This window comes from Polaromonas sp. Polasp52, from assembly GCF_059491565.1.
In genome coordinates this window covers 311674-328699 of sequence record NZ_CP168513.1, presented here as the reverse complement: position 1 = coordinate 328699, position 17026 = coordinate 311674, and the positions used below count along the sequence as shown (strand labels likewise).

15 protein-coding genes are annotated in these 17026 nt (G+C 65.3%); 10 read left to right on the top strand and 5 right to left on the bottom strand.

Annotation, left to right across the window (positions count from 1 at the left end; translation table 11 throughout):
• Positions 1-5: 5 nt before the first annotated feature.
• Positions 6-404 (top strand): hypothetical protein, encoded by a 399-nt coding sequence (locus ACEN9P_RS01610; RefSeq protein ID WP_477664660.1) that lies wholly within the window; start codon positions 6-8, stop codon positions 402-404.
• A gap of 105 nt (positions 405-509) precedes the next feature.
• The gene (locus tag ACEN9P_RS01605) at positions 510-1601 is read left to right on the top strand and encodes a serine hydrolase domain-containing protein (RefSeq protein WP_495620893.1); all 1092 of its coding nucleotides are present in this window, start codon (positions 510-512) and stop codon (positions 1599-1601) included.
• A gap of 17 nt (positions 1602-1618) precedes the next feature.
• Here ACEN9P_RS01605 and mltB read toward each other — a convergent pair whose 3' ends face one another.
• The 4 genes from mltB to ACEN9P_RS01585 form a co-directional block, all read right to left on the bottom strand.
• Complete coding sequence (mltB, locus tag ACEN9P_RS01600) at positions 1619-2695, bottom strand: lytic murein transglycosylase B (RefSeq protein WP_477664658.1); 1077 nt, start codon at positions 2693-2695, stop codon at positions 1619-1621.
• A 60-nt stretch (positions 2696-2755) separates the two neighbouring features.
• On the bottom strand, positions 2756-4783 hold the full coding sequence (locus ACEN9P_RS01595; RefSeq protein WP_495620892.1) for a transglutaminase TgpA family protein: 2028 nt from the start codon (positions 4781-4783) through the stop codon (positions 2756-2758).
• A gap of 667 nt (positions 4784-5450) precedes the next feature.
• On the bottom strand, positions 5451-6470 hold the full coding sequence (locus ACEN9P_RS01590; protein ID WP_495620891.1) for a DUF58 domain-containing protein: 1020 nt from the start codon (positions 6468-6470) through the stop codon (positions 5451-5453).
• A 28-nt stretch (positions 6471-6498) separates the two neighbouring features.
• Positions 6499-7419, bottom strand: coding sequence for an AAA family ATPase (locus tag ACEN9P_RS01585; protein WP_495620890.1), 921 nt, complete (start codon positions 7417-7419; stop codon positions 6499-6501).
• 51 nt (positions 7420-7470) lie between these two features.
• On the opposite strand from ACEN9P_RS01585, the gene ACEN9P_RS01580 reads away from it, so the two are divergent.
• The 8 genes from ACEN9P_RS01580 (at position 7471) to ACEN9P_RS01545 (ending at position 16568) form a co-directional block, all read left to right on the top strand.
• Positions 7471-8424, top strand: coding sequence for a histone deacetylase family protein (locus tag ACEN9P_RS01580; protein WP_477664654.1), 954 nt, complete (start codon positions 7471-7473; stop codon positions 8422-8424).
• Positions 8425-8435: 11 nt separating this feature from the next.
• Positions 8436-9239 (top strand): enoyl-CoA hydratase, encoded by an 804-nt coding sequence (locus ACEN9P_RS01575; protein ID WP_477664653.1) that lies wholly within the window; start codon positions 8436-8438, stop codon positions 9237-9239.
• Complete coding sequence (locus tag ACEN9P_RS01570) at positions 9224-10540, top strand: mechanosensitive ion channel family protein (protein WP_495620889.1); 1317 nt, start codon at positions 9224-9226, stop codon at positions 10538-10540. The genes ACEN9P_RS01575 and ACEN9P_RS01570 overlap by 16 nt, the downstream gene beginning before the upstream one ends.
• 274 nt (positions 10541-10814) lie before the next feature.
• Complete coding sequence (locus tag ACEN9P_RS01565; RefSeq protein WP_413331111.1) at positions 10815-11564, top strand: electron transfer flavoprotein subunit beta/FixA family protein; 750 nt, start codon at positions 10815-10817, stop codon at positions 11562-11564.
• A gap of 11 nt (positions 11565-11575) precedes the next feature.
• Entirely contained in the window at positions 11576-12508 is a 933-nt protein-coding gene (locus ACEN9P_RS01560) for an electron transfer flavoprotein subunit alpha/FixB family protein (RefSeq protein ID WP_477713445.1), read from the top strand.
• A gap of 139 nt (positions 12509-12647) precedes the next feature.
• The gene (locus tag ACEN9P_RS01555; protein ID WP_477664005.1) at positions 12648-14438 is read left to right on the top strand and encodes an acyl-CoA dehydrogenase; all 1791 of its coding nucleotides are present in this window, start codon (positions 12648-12650) and stop codon (positions 14436-14438) included.
• 78 nt (positions 14439-14516) lie between these two features.
• Positions 14517-15479, top strand: a complete 963-nt coding sequence (locus tag ACEN9P_RS01550; protein ID WP_477664004.1) for an NAD(P)H-dependent flavin oxidoreductase — start codon at positions 14517-14519, stop codon at positions 15477-15479.
• Between the two features lie 18 nt (positions 15480-15497).
• Positions 15498-16568 (top strand): acyltransferase family protein, encoded by a 1071-nt coding sequence (locus ACEN9P_RS01545; protein WP_495620888.1) that lies wholly within the window; start codon positions 15498-15500, stop codon positions 16566-16568.
• Here the strand turns inward: ACEN9P_RS01545 and ACEN9P_RS01540 are convergent.
• On the bottom strand, positions 16558-16914 hold the full coding sequence (locus ACEN9P_RS01540) for a DOPA 4,5-dioxygenase family protein (RefSeq protein WP_477664002.1): 357 nt from the start codon (positions 16912-16914) through the stop codon (positions 16558-16560). The two genes, ACEN9P_RS01545 and ACEN9P_RS01540, sit on opposite strands and share 11 nt — an antisense overlap.
• Between the last annotated feature and the right edge of the window lie 112 nt (positions 16915-17026).

Here is a 17026-nt window from a genome sequence, read left to right as displayed (position 1 = left end):
CTGCGATGCCACAAGTCCTGCTCGAGGGGTACACGGTCGATGAGGTGCTGAACCTGCCGACCGAGGAGCTCCAGGCCATCGTGCTTCGCGATGAACCGATAGTGTTCAAGGCCGGCAGCGCCAACATGCTCGGAAAATTCAAGGTTCAGGGCGATTCGCTGTTGATGGAACTGGCGCACGTTGATGGAGGCGGCGAAGGCGCTTTGCCGAGCCTGGCGGCACTGGCGAGCCGTTTTGCGAGGCGCGAGGGCCTTTTATTCGTGGAGTGGCGTGTCCACGCGGTTCATTGCGCTGTGCCGAATCTCAAGCTGCGCCGTGTTCTTGAAAGAAAGGGTTTTGCCGTTCGTGAAGTCGCGGGTGTCGGCGAGTGCTACTGGTTGCGTGTACCCGTGGATGGCGCGTGATTAGAGTTTTGGAAGCCGACGATTGTTGTTGGCATCATTGTTTTACTCGCGCTGCTATTTCCCTCTCCAACTCAATCGCCGTCATCGTCTGCCCCCCCTAAAAAAATGCTGAGTCACCTTGCCCCACTTTTCCTCTGCGCCTCACTGCTGCTGCCGTCGGCAGCGGGAGCGGCCCAAACGCCAGCCGATGATGCTCCGGTTTACCCCGGAAAATCATGGGAGACGATAGCCCCCTCGTCCCTGAGTTCCGAATGCCGTACGCAGCTCGACCTGGCACGCGGCTACCTGCGGACCCTGGACACAACGTCGCTGATGGCGGTGCAGCAGGGGAAGGTATTGTTTAGCTATGGCCCGACCGAGCTCGTCAGCATTTTGTTCTCGGCCCGCAAAAGCATTCTGTCCATGCTTTACGGCAAGTATGTGGCGGACGGAACGATTGATCTCGAGAAAACCCTGGCCGATCTTGGTATCGACGATGTAGGTGGGCTCCTGCCCATTGAGCGGCAGGCCAGACTCAGGCATTTGCTGACGGCGCGTTCCGGTGTGTACCATCCGGCCGCCAACGGCGGCGACGACCTCGCGTCCGCCCCGGCGCGGGGCTCGCAAGTGCCCGGCGCTTACTTTCTTTACAACAACTGGGATTTCAATGCCGCCGGCACGGCATTTGAATCGCTGACGGGGAAGAGCATCTACCGTGCATTTGCCGATGACCTCGCCGCCCCTTTGCAACTTGAGGACTTTCATCTGGAGCGCCATCGCCGCACCGGCGACCTCACGAAGTCGGAGCACGCCGCCTACCACTTCTTTCTATCCACCCGGGACATGGCGCGCCTGGGCTATCTGATGCTTCAGCAAGGCAACTGGCGCGGGCAGACGCTCATTCCGCAGCGCTGGGTTGCCGAGACCACTGCTGCCGTGACCCCTGCCGTGGAGATGCATCCGCCCCGAACGGCCAGGCGCCACTTTGGCTATGGCTACCTGTGGTGGGTACTCGAGGAGCCATCGGATTCCCCGCTCCAGGGTGCCTACATGGCCTGGGGCGTGCATGGCCAGTACATTCTTGTCGTGCCCAAGCGCCAGATGGTGATTGCCCACAAGCGCCAGGTCCCCGTTGCGGGGAATTGGAACGTCAGCTGGGTTGCGCCCGGTGATTTTTTAACGGCGGCCAGAGCGCTGGCGGGGGCGCCCTGCCGCTAGGCGGCCGGTTCTTCCGCCTACGGCCTTACCCGCGCCGCCACTTCCCGGCCCAGCTCAATCACGGCCATGGCGTAGTAGCTGCTCCAGTTGTAGCGCGTGATGGCGTAAAAGTTCTCGGTGCCGGCCACGTATTGCGGGGCGTCCTGCCCGTTCAACAGTTCGACCAGGGCGAGCGGCCCCTGGTGCTGAAGGGCCGGGCCTTCGAGCACTGCGCCTTTTTCGGTGAAGCTGGCCACGCTGAAGGTCGGCAGGATATCGGGCGCCATCAGCGCGTCCATGTCGAGCCGGCTTTTGTCGAAGCTCACGGGGTAATGCGTAGGCATGCCGGGCTGCCAGTTGAAGGCCTTGAAATAACTTGCGACGGAGCCGATCACGTCGGCCTTGCTGTTCCAGAGGTCCACCGTTCCGTCGCCGTCGAAGTCGACGGCGTACTTGATCCAGCTCGAGGGCATGAACTGCGGCATGCCCATGGCGCCCGCAAAACTGCCGCGCGCGTCGAAGGGGTTGGCTGCCAGCCGGTTCTGCAGGGTCAGGAATTGCTCGATCTCGCCCTTGAAGAATTCGCTGCGTTCCTTCGCGCGCGGGTGGCTGGCGGGGAAGTCGAAGGCCAGTGTGGTCAGCGCGTCCATCACGCGAAAGTTGCCGGTGTCGCGGCCGTAAATGGTTTCCACGCCTATGATGCCGACGATGATTTCGGCGGGCACGCCATATTCCTTTTCGGCGCGCTCCAGCGCCGCCTGGTTCTCCAGCCAGAAACGCCGGCCGGCCTCTATGCGCACCGGGTCTATGAAGCGGCTGCGGTAGACGCGCCAGTTCTTGACAAAGGTTTTGGTGGGCGGCTGCATGAGGCGCACGACGGTGGCGTTGTAGCGCGACTGGCCTATGGCGTCGCGCACCCAGTCCGGGTCCAGATCGCGGCGCGCGGCCAGGTCGTCGGCAAACTGCATGGCCTCGGGACGTGTCGAATACAGCGGCCCCTGGGTTTGCGCCGGCGCGGCCACCTTTTTCCGTAAGGGTTTGGCGTCACCAGCCCAGGCGGAACAGGCCAGCGCGGCAATCAGGCAAACGGCAAATCCGGAACGGTGAAAGGGCATGAGCGGGGGTGGTTGGTGAGGTGAGAGAGACGAGAAGGGGCAGCGGAGCCAATCCCGATTTTAAGCAGGCCAGCTCAGGCGGCTGAACTCTTGCTTGAGCGCATGCAGTTGCGGGGCCGCTTTGCCCGCGCCGGCCGGCGCGGCAGCGTAGCGCTGCTGCTCCAGGCGCAGCAGCCAGTCGGCCAGGGCCTGCGCGGCGCTGCCCGGCTGTCGGCCGTAGCGGGCCAACACCTCCTGGGCGAGTTGGCGCGGCGAGGTGGCCGGTGTGCTGGGAATGCCGGCCTTGTCCAGGCGGTGGCGCGCACGCATGAGCAAGCGCACCCAGGGGTCGTGCTGGCTGCGGTCCCACCAGCTCCAGCCCGCGCCCAGCAGCGCGGCCGCCACCAGGATGGCGATCAGGATGTAGCTGAGGTCTTCCCAGCTCGGCGATTCAAAGCCGAGGTTTTTCAGCAGGTTGAGCTGGCTGCCCTGGGTGTAGTTGAGCACCCACTGGTTCCAGTTGTTATTGGCCGCTTCCCAAAACAGGCGCAACTGGGTCATGAGCGTCGGGCTGAACGCACCGAGTGCCCGCGCCACCGCGCCTTGCGGCACCACCAGCCGTTCAAATTCGCCGATGCGCGCCGGGGCGACCACCGAAGTCGGGTCCACGCGCACCCAGCCGCGGCCGGCTTCCCAGACTTCGGCCCAGGCATGGGCGCTGCTCTGGCGCACCACCCAGAAGCCGTCCACGGTATTGACTTCGCCGCCCTGGTAGCCGGTGACGATGCGCGCGGGGACGTCCATGGCGCGCATCAGGATGACAAAGGCCGAGGCGATGTGTTCACAAAAGCCCTGCTTGCGGTCAAACCAGAATTCGTCGGCGCTGTGCTGGCCATAAAGGCCGGGCTCCAGCGTATAGGTGTAACCGCCAGTGCGCAGGCGGTCCAGGACCACCTCCACCAGCCGGGCGGTGTCCGCGCCCCTTAGGCGCGGGTCGCCGCGCAATTCCTGGGCAAGCGCCATGGTGCGGGGATTGAAGCCTGGCGGCAGGTCCCTGAACTCCTGCAGGCCCGGCACCGACTGCAGCGGGCCGTGCTGGAAAGCGGGGTAGCTCTGGGCCTTGTAGCGCACGAGGTCGTTGAAGGGACGGCTTGCCAGCCACTGGAGGTCGGGCTGCATCGCGCTTTGGTAGCCGGACGGCAGGGCTGGACCCTGGGCCGCCGCTTCCATCACGAACAGCCAGGGCCGGTTGGTGGGCTCCATGGTGACCTCGTAGCTGACCGGCGTACCGGAGACGGCGAGGTCGGCGGTCACGCCGTAGCGCGCGGCGGTGTTCAGGCGCGAGGGCCGCCATTCGCGCCCGTCGAAGCTGGATAGCACCGGGCCGCGAAAGTACATGTCCTGCTTGCGCGGCGGCGCGCCATCAAACTTGATGCGCAGGGCCACGCTTTCATCCAGCGCCAGTTTGGCGATGGTGCCGACCTGCATGCTGGAACTCAGGCCGCTTCGCCCGGTCATGGCGTCGCTGGGCACACCCCACAGGGGCGCCAGCCGCGGGAACAGCAGGAACAGCACCAGCATGATGGGTGTGCCCAGCAGGGCCATCCAGCCGGCGGTTTTGGCGGCATGCGACAGCGGTGGCCTGCCGACCGGCATGTGCGCATTGACCAGCATGGTCAGCAGGCCCAGCAGGCCCAGCAGCATGCTGAGCGCCGTCAACAGCGACTGCGAGTAGAAGAAATTGCTCAGCATGCAAAAGAAGCCGAGGAAAAAAATCACAAAGGCATCGCGCTTGGCGCGCAGCTCCAGCGTCTTGAGCGTCAGCAGCACCACCAGCAGCGTCACCCCCGCGTCGCGTCCCAGCAGCGTTCGGTGCGTGAGCCAGGTCGCGGCCAGCGTGAGCGCCATCAACAGCAGCAACCAGCGCTTGCCCGGCAGCGGCCGCGCCTTCACGGCCAGCCAGCCGCGCCAGAGGAGCACCGCGCCGGCTAGGGCGCTGCACCAGAGGGGTAGTTCATTCACTTGCGGCAGCAATACCCAGGCGATGACCGCCAGCAGGAAGAGGGTGTCGCGGGCGTCGCGAGGGAGGGATTGGAGGCGGCTCAGCATGGTTGCACCTGCTGGCCGCCTGCTGGGTCTTGCTCCGGCTTGCGCGCTCTTGCCCATTGCATAGGCTTGCTGGCCGGGTCTCGCCCCGGCGGGCGACCTACTTTCTTTTGCTTCGCCAAAAGAAAGTAGGCAAAGAAAAGGCGACCCGCAGTCTGGGTCCCTACGCTTCGCTTCGGGCAACCTGCGGTGCTCGAGCCAAGCGGGGTCTGGCTAAACTCGCTACGCTGCGCTTCGCTCAGACAACGCCAGCCCTTATCCGCTTGTCTCTGCGCTCCTCGGCCCAGCCAGGATGGGGAAAGCGGGATCGGGGACAAAGACAAACAAGGACACGCCAAGGCGTGTCCTTGTGGTTTTCGGTATTCGGAGGTTTGTCTTTGGCTGCTTGGCTGTTTGGTGTTCGGGTCCCCTTGTGTATGCGCCGAGGAGCGGAGGTTCAGGCGGATAAGGGCTGGCGTTGTCTGAGCCGAAGGCGAGTTTAGCCAGACCCCGCCTGGACCGAGCACCGCAGGTTGCCCGTAGCGAAGCGGAGGGACGCAGACACCAGGGTCGCCTTTTCTTTTGCTTACTTTTCTTTTGGCGAAGCAAAAGAAAAGTGAGTTGCCGCCGGGCAACCCCCGGCCAGCAGGATTCAAAAGAGACCACCCCCGTCGGGCAGACAAAAAAAACATCAACATACCGCCAGCGCCTCCAGGCACAGCCGCTTGTGTGCCTCCCCACTGCCAGGCTTGACCTCCAGAGAGGGCAAACGCAACCCATAGTCCAGCGACAGCTTGTCAGCCAATAGAACCCACGCACACAGCCTGGAGAGTTTCTGTTCGGCGCCGGCCGAGCCGGCCTGGGCGAAATCCAGCCAGAGCTCGTGCCGCTGGGCCTGCTGGGTGTCGCGCACCACCAGGCTGTTGCCCTGGCCGTCGTCTTTGGCGGCTTTTTTCCAGACCACCAGTTTCATCGGGTCGCCGCGGCGGTAGCCGCCCACGCCGTCGAATTCGCCGCTGCTTTGCGCGCGCAGGGCGGCGGCGGCGCCGCCGGAGCGCGGTTCGCCGGGCGGCAGGGGCGGCGGGTGGGCTTCGGGGGCGGGATAGACCAGGACCTGTGCGGCGGGCCGCCAGATGGTCCAGACGCGAAAAGTGCCCAGCGGAAAGCGGGTTTCGGCGGTCAGCGTGGGCAGCCTGTGCAACCCGCGCCGCCGCGGGGTGAACGCTACCTGCACCGTGCTGCTGCCCTGCGCGGGCACGTCGGTCCAGGCCCAGTGCCGTTCGCGGCCTTTTTCGGTGTCCACGTCCTGCGGGTTGAGCACGCTCAGGCCTATGCCATGGCGCGTGGAGCGCCGGGTGTTGGTCAGCTTGACCTCAAAGGCGGCGGTGGTCCCCACGTACTGGGCATGCGGCGCGGCGAGGTTCATGGACAGGCCGCGCAGCGTGCCGTGGCAGACATGCATGCCGACCAGCGCGCTACCGGCGAGCAAAAAGGTCAGCAGGTAGCCCAGGCTCAACTGGTAATTGATGGAGGCCACCAGCAGCACCAGCAAGGTGACGCCCATCATCCAGCCCGGGCGGGTGGGAAGGATGTACACGTTGCCCTGGGTCAGGGTCACGCTGTCGGTGAAGGACAGCCTGCTGAGCCACCAGGCCTGGAAGCGGGTGCGGACAAGGGCCGCGGGGTTGGGGAGGGCGATCAGCGCGGCCATGGGAAAAGCGGTTTCGCTCGGCTCGTGTTCAGGGCAGGGGCACGGCGTCCAGCATGGCGCGCACCTGCTCCACCGCGCCGCGGCCCGCGTCGCTGACGGGAATCAGCCGGTGCGCCGCGGTCTGCGGCAGCACGGCGGCGATGTCGTCGGGCGCCACGTAGTCGCGTTTGCTCAAAAAGGCCTGGGCCTTGGCGGCCCGCATGATGGCGATGCCGGCGCGCGGGCTCAGGCCCTGCAGAAACCAGCGGCCGGAGCGTGTGGCGGCGACCAGGTCCTGCAGGTAGTTGAGCAGGGCTTCCGAGGCGTGGACATTGGCCACCAGCTGCTGCAGCTCCAGCAGGTCGTGCGGCGCCAGCAGGGCCGGCAGCTGCTCGACCATCTCGCGCCGGTCGGCGCCGCGCAGCAGCTCGCGCTCGGCGGCGCGGTCGGGGTAGCCCAGGGAAATCCGCATGTGAAAGCGGTCCAGCTGCGATTCGGGCAGTGCGTAGGTGCCGAGCTGGTCGTGCGGGTTTTGCGTGGCGATCACAAAAAAGGGCAGGGGCAGGGGGCGGGTCTCGCCTTCGACCGTGACCTGTTTTTCTTCCATGGCTTCCAGCAGGGCGCTCTGGGTCTTGGGACTGGCGCGGTTGATCTCGTCAGCCAGCAGCACCTGGGCGAACACCGGCCCGGGGTGGAACACAAAACTTTCCTTTTGCCGCTCGTAAATCGACACGCCCGACAGGTCGCTGGGCATCAGGTCGGCGGTGAACTGCACCCGCGAGAATTGCAGGCCGAAGGAGCGCGACAGCGCGTGGGCCAGCGTGGTCTTGCCGACGCCGGGAACGTCCTCGATCAGCAGGTGGCCGCCGGCCAGCAGGCAGGCCACGCAGTCCTGCACCTGGGCCGGTTTGCCGACAATGACCGTGTTAAGCTGATTCAGGAGCGCTTGGAGTTTTTCTGTGGCATTCATGCCGCCAACCATACCGTAATTTTTCGTAAAACATTTGCCGATGATTTCCCGATGAACGCGACTGGTTATTTCAGCCATCCCGACTGCCGCAGGCACGAAATGGGCGCCGGGCACCCGGAATGCCCCGAGCGGCTCGATGCCATCGACGACTGGCTGCTGGCGACCGGCGTCAAGGACGCGCTGGACACCCGCGAGGCGCCGCGGGCGGCCCTGGGCGACATCGAGCTCGCGCACGACCGCATGATGGTGGCGGCGCTGCGCGGCCTGAGCGACCGCCTGGCCGACGACATCAAGGCGGGCGGGCCGGCCTATGCCCAGATAGACCCCGACACCGCCCTCAATGTGCACACCTGGAACGCCGCCTTGCGCGCCGCCGGCGCCGCGCTGGCCGCCACCGATGCGGTGCTGTCGGGCGAACTCGAAAACGCGTTTTGCGCCGTGCGCCCGCCCGGCCACCATGCCTGCCACGACAAGGCCATGGGTTTTTGCTTTTTCAACAACATCGCCATCGCCGCCCGCTATGCGCTGGAGCGCCACGGCTTGAAGCGCGTGGCGATCGTCGACTTCGACGTGCACCACGGCAACGGCACCGAGGACATCCTGAGCGGCGACGAGCGCGTACTGATGGTGAGCTTCTTCCAGCATCCGCTCTATCCCTACAGCGGCACCGAGGGCCACGCCGGCAATATGCTCAATCTGCCGGTGCCGGCCTATACCAAGGGTATGGACGTGCGCGAGCTGATCGAGATGATGTGGATACCGCGCCTGGAGGAATTCAGGCCCGAGATGATTTTTATCAGCGCCGGCTTCGACGCCCACCGCGACGATGACCTGGGCCAGATGGGCCTGGTCGAGCAGGACTACGCCTGGATCACCCAGCGCATCAAGGATGTCGCCAGGCGCCATGCGCTGGGCCGCATCGTCTCCTCGCTCGAAGGCGGCTACAACCTGAACGCACTGGCGCGCAGCGTGGAGGCCCACATCCGCGTGCTGGCCGACCTGTAGGAGTTTTGTTGATGAGCGCCGCATCCGCCGCCGGCCTTTCGGCCCCCGTGCTGCACAGCCAGGACGTGCGCGGCGTGCACCGCCTGGTGCTGAACCGCCCGAACACTTTCAACACCCTGGGCGAGGACGTGCTGGCCGCGCTGCAGGCCGCGCTTGATGCCATCGCCGCTGACGGCTCGGCACGCGCGCTGGTCATTGCGGCCGAGGGCAAGGCCTTTTGCGCCGGCCACAACCTCAAGGAAATGCGCGCGCAGCCTGATCTGGCCTATTACCAGAAGCTGTTTGCCCAGTGCACGCGCATGATGCTGGGCATCCAGAAGCTGCCGGTGCCGGTGATCGCGCGGGTACAGGGCCTGGCCACCGCGGCCGGCTGCCAGCTGGTGGCGCAGTGCGACCTGGCCGTGGCGGCCGAGGGCGCGAGCTTCGGCGTCAATGGCATTGATGTAGGCCTCTTTTGCGCCACGCCCAGTGTGCCGCTGGTGCGCAACATGCCGGCCAAGCAGGCCATGGAAATGCTGCTGACCGGCGAGTTCATCACGGCTGATGAAGCGCGTGCCCGCGGGCTGGTCAACCGCGTCGTGCCGCTTGAGGCGCTGGACGCCGAGATCGAGAAATTGCTGCAGTCGCTGCTGTCCAAGCCGCGCGAGGCGCTGGCCATGGGCAAGGCGCTGTTCTATCAACAACGTGAAACCGGCATAGAGGCCGCCTACCAGCTCGCGGGCCAGTCCATGGCCCGCAACATGGCCCATGCCGTTGCACAGGAGGGCGTGCAAGCCTTCATCGAGAAAAGGAAACCCCAATGGCCGGCGCCGTAACGACCCGTCCCCCCGCCCGTATCGACAGCCTGGACGCCTGGTTTGCCGCGCTGACCCAGCCCACGGCCCTGACGGAGCTCGCCGCGCTGGTGGCCTGCGCGATGCTGGCCTGGCTGGTGGTGCGCGTGGCGGGCCGCGCGCGCATGGCGGTCGACAACACTTCCATCCTGTTCGGGCGCCGCGTGATCGACGGCGTGCTGTTTCCGCTGCTGCTGCTGTTCCTGGCTTACGCGGCCCAGGCCTTGCTGGAGCGCCTGTTCCCGCTGGCGCTCTTCAAGGTGGCGATTCCCGTGCTGGTGTCACTGGCCGCAATACGCCTTGGCGTCAAGGTGCTGCAGGTGGCCTTCAAGGACGCGCCGCTGGTGCGCGCGCTGGAGCGCACGATTTCCTGGCTGGCCTGGATCGCCATGGTGCTGTGGGTCAGCGGCCTGCTGCCCGTGGTGCTCGATGAGCTCGACGGCATCAAGTGGAAGATAGGCAACAGCAACCTGTCGGTGCGCACCATGCTCGAAGGCGCGGTGACGGCCGGCGTGGTGCTGCTGATCACGCTGTGGATCTCCTCGGCCATAGAGGCGCGCCTGCTGCGATCGGCCACCGGCAACGAGTTGTCCCTGCGCAAGGCGGTGGCCAATGCGGTGCGCGCCGTACTGATGTTTGTCGGCCTGCTGCTGGCGCTGTCCTCGGTGGGCATAGACCTCACGGCGCTGTCGGTGCTGGGCGGTGCGGTCGGCGTGGGCGTGGGTTTCGGCTTGCAGAAACTGGCCGCCAACTACGTGAGCGGCTTTGTCATGCTGGCCGAGCGCAGCGTGCGCATAGGTGACAACGTGCGGGTGGACACCTTCGAGGGCCGTATCACCGACATCAACGCGCGCTACACCGTGGTGCGCGCGCCCTCGGGGCGCGAGTCCATCGTGCCCAACGAGATGTTCATCAGCACCCGCATCGAAAACCTGTCGCTGAGCGACCCGCAGGTGCTCCAGTCCACCGTGATCTCGGTGGGCTACGACAGCGACATGGAACTGGTGATGCGCTTGTTGAACGAGGCGGCACTCAAGCAGGACCGCGTGCTGCGCGACCCGGGGCCCGGCACGAACCTGACGAACTTCGGCCCTGACGGGCTGGAGTTCACGCTCAACTACTGGATGGCGGACCCGGAAAACGGCCAGCAAAACCTGCGCTCCCGTATCAACCTGTCCATCCTGGAATCCCTGCGCGCGCACAACATCGACATTCCCTATCCGCAGCGCGTGGTGCACACCCGCGTCGTGGCGGACGAAAAGAACCCCGCCAAGCCCTCCTGAGCCGGCGCGCCGTCCCCCGGCCGGTACCCAATTGACGCCTGAAAGACACCTTTAGGACAACGGTTGGGCAGGATGCTCTAATTCCCCCTGTCCCTCCCTCTATAATGAAAAATAGAACGACCGTTCTTTTTCTGCCCGGCACCCCTGGATACCCTCAGGCCGCCGTCCACGCAGCCCGCACCCGGCATGCCGCAGCATAGAATGCAAAGCTTACGTTTACGTCAACGTCAATCGATACGTCATATCCGCCAATCAACAACTCTGGAGCCCTGTCATGAAGGTCTTGGTCCCCGTCAAACGTGTAGTCGACTACAACGTGAAAGTCCGCGTCAAATCCGATGGCAGCGGTGTCGATATCGCCAACGTCAAGATGAGCATGAACCCGTTTGACGAGATCGCCGTCGAAGAGGCTACGCGCCTGAAAGAAAAAGGCGTGGTCACCGAAGTCATCGCCGTCAGCTGCGGCGTCGCCCAGTGCCAGGAAACCCTGCGCACCGCCATGGCGATCGGCGCCGACCGCGCCATCCTGGTCGAAACCGCCGAGGAACTGCAGCCCCTGGCCGTGGCCAAGCTGCTCAAGGCCCTGGTCGAGAAAGAACAACCCCAGCTCGTCATCCTGGGCAAGCAGGCCATTGACGACGACTGCAACCAGACCGGCCAGATGCTGGCCGCGCTGCTGGGCTGGCCCCAGGCCACCTTTGCCTCCAAGGTCGAGGTCGAAGGCGGCACCGCCAAGGTCACGCGCGAAGTCGACGGCGGCCTGGAAACCCTGTCGCTCACGCTGCCGGCCATCATCACCACCGACCTGCGCCTGAACGAGCCGCGCTACGTCACCCTGCCCAACATCATGAAGGCCAAGAAAAAGCAGCTCGACAGCCTCAAGCCCGAAGACCTCGGTGTCGACGTCAAGCCGCGCATCAAGACCCTGAAGGTCAGCGAGCCGCCCAAGCGCAGCGCCGGCGTCAAGGTGGCCGACGTGGCCGCCCTGGTGGACAAGCTCAAGAACGAAGCCAAAGTAATTTAAGGACCGATGACATGACCGCACTCGTTATTGCTGAACACGACAACGCCAGCATCAAGCCCGCCACCCTGAACACCGTGACGGCTGCCGCCCAGTGCGGCGGTGACGTCCACGTGCTGGTGGCCGGCAAGGGCGCCGAAGCCGCCGCCAAGGCCGCCGCCGCGATTGCCGGCGTGGCCAAGGTGATCCACGTCGAAGGCGAGCACTTCGCCCACGGCCTGGCCGAGAACATGGCCGCCCAGGTGGTGGCCATTGCCGGCAACTACTCGCACATCCTGTTTCCGGCCACCGCCTCGGGCAAGAACATCGCCCCGCGCGTGGCCGCGACGCTGGACGTGGGCCAGATCTCCGACATCACCAAGGTTGATGCCGCCGACACCTTCGAGCGCCCGATTTACGCCGGCAACGCGATTGCCATCGTGCAAAGCCTGGACGCGACCAAGGTCATCACCGTGCGCACCACGGGCTTTGACGCGGCAGCCGCCAGCGGTGGCTCGGCCGCGATTGAAACGCCGGCCGGCGTGGCCGACAGCGGCAAGTCGAGCTTCCTGGGCTCCGAGATCGCCAAGAGCGACCGCCCCGAGCTGACCGCCGCCAAGATCATTGTCTCGGGCGGACGCGCGCTGGGCTCCAGCGAGAAGTTCAGCGAAGTGCTCACGCCGCTGGCCGACAAGCTGGGCGCGGCACTCGGCGCCTCTCGTGCCGCCGTCGATGCGGGTTACGCCCCCAACGACTGGCAGGTGGGCCAGACCGGCAAGATTGTCGCGCCGCAGCTGTACATCGCCGCCGGCATCAGCGGTGCGATCCAGCACCTGGCCGGCATGAAGGACAGCAAGGTCATTGTGGCGATCAACAAGGACCCCGAAGCGCCCATCTTCAGCGTGGCCGACTACGGCCTGGAGGCCGACCTGTTCACGGCTGTGCCTGAGCTGGTTGCTGCACTGTAAAAACTCCCTCCCCCGCTGGGGGAGGGCAGGGGTGGGGGCCTGCGGCGGTTGACTAAGAGCAAGCGCTTTTGCCACAGCCGCAGGCCCCCATCCCAACCTTCCCCCAGCGGGGGAAGGAGCGAGAAATTTGGAGACAAAAATGAGCTACACCGCCCCCGTCAAGGACATGCTGTTTGATATCCAGCACCTGGCCAATATCGAACAGATCGCAAAAATCCCGGGCTTTGAGGAAGCCGGCCTGGACACCGCGCAGGCGGTGCTCGAGGAATGCGCCAAATTCAACGAAGGCGTGCTCGCGCCGCTGAACCGCGACGGCGACATCAACCCCTCGAGCTGGAAGAACGGTGAAGTCACCACCACGCCGGGCTTCAAGGAAGCGTTCAGGCAATACGTCCAAGGCGGCTGGCAGGGCCTGCAGCACCCGGCCGATTTCGGCGGCCAGGGCCTGCCCAAGACCATAGGCGCGGCCTGCGGTGAAATGCTCAATTCGGCCAACATGAGTTTTGCGCTGTGCCCGCTGCTCAGCGACGGCGCCATCGAGGCGTTGCTGACGGCCGGCTCCGACGAGCTCAAGGCGGTCTACCTCGAAAAACTCGTGAGCGGCCAGTGGACCGGCACCATGAACCTGACCGAGCCGCAGGCCGGGTCGGACCTGGCCATGGTGCGCAGCCGTGCCGAGCCGCAGCCCGACGGCACCTACAAGATTTTCGGCACCAAGATCTTCATCACCTATGGTGAACACGACATGGCCGAGAACATCGTGCACCTGGTGCTGGCCCGCGTGACGGGTGCGCCCGAAGGCGTCAAGGGCATCAGCCTGTTTGTGGTGCCCAAGTTCATGGTCGGCAAGGACGGCGCCCTGGGCGCGCGCAACGACGTGCACTGCGTGAGCATCGAACACAAGATGGGCATCAAGGCCTCGCCCACCGCCGTGCTGCAGTACGGCGACCATGGCGGCGCTGTGGGCTACATCGTCGGCGAGGAAAATCGCGGCCTCGAATACATGTTCATCATGATGAACTCGGCGCGTTATGCCGTCGGCATGCAGGGCATCGCGATTGCCGAGCGCGCTTACCAGAAGGCCGTGGCTTTTTCGAAAGACCGCGTGCAGAGCCGGCCCGTCGACGGCTCCATCAAGGCCAGCGCGCCCATCATTCACCACCCCGACGTCAAGCGCATGCTGATGACCATGCGTGCCTACACCGAAGGCTGCCGCGCCATGGCTTCCGTGGCCGCCGCCGCTTACGACGCGGCCCACCACCATCCCGATGCCGAGGTGCGCAAACAGAACCAGGCCTTTTATGAATTCATGGTGCCGCTGGTCAAGGGCTACAGCACCGAGATGAGCCTGGAAGTCACTTCGCTGGGCGTGCAGGTGCACGGCGGCATGGGCTTTATCGAGGAAACCGGCGCGGCCCAGTATTACCGCGACGCCAAGATCCTGACGATTTACGAGGGCACGACCGCCATCCAGGCCAACGACCTGATAGGCCGCAAGACCTCGCGCGACGGTGGCCAGGTGGCCAAGGCCATCGCCGGCCAGATCGAGGCCACCGAAAAACAACTTGTGAAGCAGGGCAATGCGGATGCCGTGGCCGTGGCCAAGCGCCTGAAGGCCGCGCGTGAAGCCTTTGTCGATGTGGTCGACTTTGTGGCCGGCAACACCAAGGCCAGCCCCAATGCCGTGTTCGCGGGCAGCGTGCCCTACCTGATGCTGGCGGGCAATGTGGTCGCCGGCTGGCAGATGGCGCGTTCGCTGCTGGTCGCGCAGGAGCAGATCGCGCAGGGAACCGACGTGGCCTTCATGCAGGCCAAGGTCACCACCGCGCGTTTTTACGCCGACCACCTGCTGACCAAGGCCCCCGGCCTGCGCGACAGCATTGTCGAAGGTGCGGACAGCGTGACCGCGCTGGCGCTGGACGCGTTCTGACGGGGCGGCCGCCACTCATCGGCGGCCGCCTGTTTTCCTGAATCCCCCTGTCTTTGCTTTGATACCCACGGAGCCACCATGTCCAGACTGCCCGGCGCATTGAACCAGCTGCCCTTGCCCATCATCGGCTCGCCGCTCTTCATCATCAGCAACCCCAAGCTGGTCATCGCGCAATGCAAGGCCGGCGTGGTGGGCGCCATGCCCGCGCTCAATGCGCGCCCGGCATCGCAGCTCGATGAGTGGCTCGCTGAAATCACCGAAGGGCTGGCCGCCCACAACAAGGCCAACCCCGACAAGCCGGCCGCGCCCTTTGCCATCAACCAGATCGTGCACAAGTCCAACGACAGGCTGGAGCACGACATGGAACTGTGCGTGAAGTACAAGGTGCCCATCTACATCACCAGCCTGGGCGCGCGCGAGGACATCAACGCGGCCGCGCACAGCTACGGCGGCGTGGTGCTGCACGACATCATCAACAACAAGTTCGCGCGCAAGGCGATTGAAAAAGGCGCGGACGGCCTGGTGGCCGTGGCCGCCGGCGCGGGCGGCCATGCGGGTGTCAAAAGCCCCTTCGCGCTGATCCAGGAAATCCGCCAGTGGTTCGACGGCCCGCTGGCGCTGTCGGGCGCGATCTCCACCGGCGGCGCGGTGCTGGCCGCGCAGGCCATGGGCGCCGACTTTGCCTACATAGGCTCGGCTTTTATCGCCACCGACGAAGCGCGCGCCGCCGACGCTTACAAGCAGGCCATCGTCGACGGCAGCTCCGACGACATCGTCTACAGCAGCCTGTTCACCGGCGTGCACGGCAACTACCTCGCGCCCTCGATACGCGCGGCCGGCATGGACCCCGAAAACCTGCCCGAGGGCGACGTCAAGACCATGAACTTCAGCGGCGGCGAAGGCAGCAAGTCCAAGGCCTGGAAAGACATCTGGGGCTGCGGCCAGGGCATAGGCGCCGTCAGCAAGGTGCAAAGCGCCGCGGCCTTTGTGGAGCAGCTCAAGCGCGAATACTTTGCCGCGCGTGAGCGCGTCTGCGCCTGACACCTCGGTGGCGACTGTATGACGGCACCCCAGCGCCTCCAGGGCCTTGACGCCCTCAAAGGCCTGGCCTGCATGCTCATCGTCTGGCACCACCTGGCTTTTTACGGACCCATGTCGGACGTGGTGTATGGCTATGCGCCCGGCCTCATGGACTGGCTTTATGACTACGGCCGCATGGCGGTGCAGCTCTTCCTGGTGGTGGGCGGCTTCCTGGCCGCCGCATCGCTGGCGCCAAAGGGCACGGCCGTCTTTGAGTCCGCCGGGCCGTTGATCCTGCGCCGTTATGGCCGCCTGGTGAAGCCCTATCTGGTGGCGCTGGCCGCCAGCGTGCTGGTGGCCGCACTGCTCAGGCCCTGGTTTGACCATTCTTCGGTGCCCGCGGCGCCCACGCTGCTCCAGTTGCTGGCCCATGGCCTGCTGCTGCAGGACCTGCTGGGCCAGGAGTCGCTGTCGGCCGGTGTCTGGTATGTGGCGATGGACCTGCAGCTGTATGCGATGGCCGTGCTGGTGTTTGCCGCCTCGCGGCGCTTGCGCGCCAGCATGGCGGTGTCGGCGGGCGCCATGGCCGTCTTGCTGATCGCGCTGCTGTCCTTGCTGGTGTTCAACCGGCAACCGTCTTTTGACATCACCGCGCTGTATTTCTTCGGCGCCTATGCGCTGGGCATGCTGGCTTTCTGGGCCTCGCGCGAGGCGGGTGCGCGCCGCGGATTCTGGCTGGCTGCCATCGCCGTCCTGGGCGCGCTGGCCCTGGCGCTGGACTTCCGGGGGCGGCTGGTGGTGGCGGTGGTGACTGCACTGGTCCTGGTGTGGCTCAGCCGCGTGCCGCAAGATGACTGGCCGTTGCGCTGGCTGCAGAAGCGCTCACTCGTGCACTTGGGCCGTATCTCGTACTCGGTGTTCCTGATCCACTTCCCGGTGTGCCTGCTGGTCAATGCCGTGGTCAGCCACTTCTGGCCCACGCAACTGGCCGCGAATGCGCTGGGCATGCTGCTGGCGTTCGCGCTGTCCTTGCTCGCGGGGCAGGTGCTGTATCGCTGGGTGGAGTCAGTGCCCCTGCCGTTTACCCCGGCGCGCAAGCTCAGCGCCTGAACATCTCCAGCTTCAGCTCGGCCGGCTCGCCCAGCCATGAGGCATGCGTGGTGTGGTCCGCGAGGTCGTCGCCCGTAACCCCGTGCACAAACACATCTAGGCCTTGGCGCTCGCTCTCCAGCCAGGGGATGATGCGGTCGAACTCCGCACTGTCGAACGAGAGCTGGCAGCTCCAGCGCGGGTGCGGCCCCACTTCGCGCTCATGCACGCGGCCCACACCCACATGGAACAACTCACCGGCCCGGCTTGCCAGGGCGCGTGCCTGCTCCACGGTGTCCGGTCCGAAGTAGATGTGGGCGTGGTAGTGGCTGTGGATGTTCCGGGGGCGCTGAATGGTATCGGGCATGGGTGCTCATTATTGCGGCTGGTCCTGAAAGCGTTTGCCAAAGGGGTTTTGCCTCAATATACTGTATTTATGTACAGTATTTATTCACCCCTTTCAAGGCCAGGTTGAATCC

What these genes read in the sequence shown, in the direction of transcription:
- ACEN9P_RS01575 (WP_477664653.1), top strand. Translation starts at nt 8,436, where the DNA reads ATGAGCGCCGCATCCGCCGCCGGCCTTTCGGCCCCCGTGCTGCACAGC.
- ACEN9P_RS01610 (WP_477664660.1), top strand. Translation starts at nt 6, where the DNA reads ATGCCACAAGTCCTGCTCGAGGGGTACACGGTCGATGAGGTGCTGAAC.
- ACEN9P_RS01565 (WP_413331111.1), top strand. Translation starts at nt 10,815, where the DNA reads ATGAAGGTCTTGGTCCCCGTCAAACGTGTAGTCGACTACAACGTGAAA.
- ACEN9P_RS01560 (WP_477713445.1), top strand. Translation starts at nt 11,576, where the DNA reads ATGACCGCACTCGTTATTGCTGAACACGACAACGCCAGCATCAAGCCC.
- ACEN9P_RS01550 (WP_477664004.1), top strand. Translation starts at nt 14,517, where the DNA reads ATGTCCAGACTGCCCGGCGCATTGAACCAGCTGCCCTTGCCCATCATC.
- ACEN9P_RS01570 (WP_495620889.1), top strand. Translation starts at nt 9,224, where the DNA reads ATGGCCGGCGCCGTAACGACCCGTCCCCCCGCCCGTATCGACAGCCTG.
- ACEN9P_RS01585 (WP_495620890.1), bottom strand. Translation starts at nt 7,419, where the DNA reads ATGAATGCCACAGAAAAACTCCAAGCGCTCCTGAATCAGCTTAACACG.
- mltB (WP_477664658.1), bottom strand. Translation starts at nt 2,695, where the DNA reads ATGCCCTTTCACCGTTCCGGATTTGCCGTTTGCCTGATTGCCGCGCTG.
- ACEN9P_RS01605 (WP_495620893.1), top strand. Translation starts at nt 510, where the DNA reads ATGCTGAGTCACCTTGCCCCACTTTTCCTCTGCGCCTCACTGCTGCTG.
- ACEN9P_RS01540 (WP_477664002.1), bottom strand. Translation starts at nt 16,914, where the DNA reads ATGCCCGATACCATTCAGCGCCCCCGGAACATCCACAGCCACTACCAC.
- ACEN9P_RS01595 (WP_495620892.1), bottom strand. Translation starts at nt 4,783, where the DNA reads ATGCTGAGCCGCCTCCAATCCCTCCCTCGCGACGCCCGCGACACCCTC.
- ACEN9P_RS01590 (WP_495620891.1), bottom strand. Translation starts at nt 6,470, where the DNA reads ATGGCCGCGCTGATCGCCCTCCCCAACCCCGCGGCCCTTGTCCGCACC.
- ACEN9P_RS01555 (WP_477664005.1), top strand. Translation starts at nt 12,648, where the DNA reads ATGAGCTACACCGCCCCCGTCAAGGACATGCTGTTTGATATCCAGCAC.
- ACEN9P_RS01580 (WP_477664654.1), top strand. Translation starts at nt 7,471, where the DNA reads ATGAACGCGACTGGTTATTTCAGCCATCCCGACTGCCGCAGGCACGAA.
- ACEN9P_RS01545 (WP_495620888.1), top strand. Translation starts at nt 15,498, where the DNA reads ATGACGGCACCCCAGCGCCTCCAGGGCCTTGACGCCCTCAAAGGCCTG.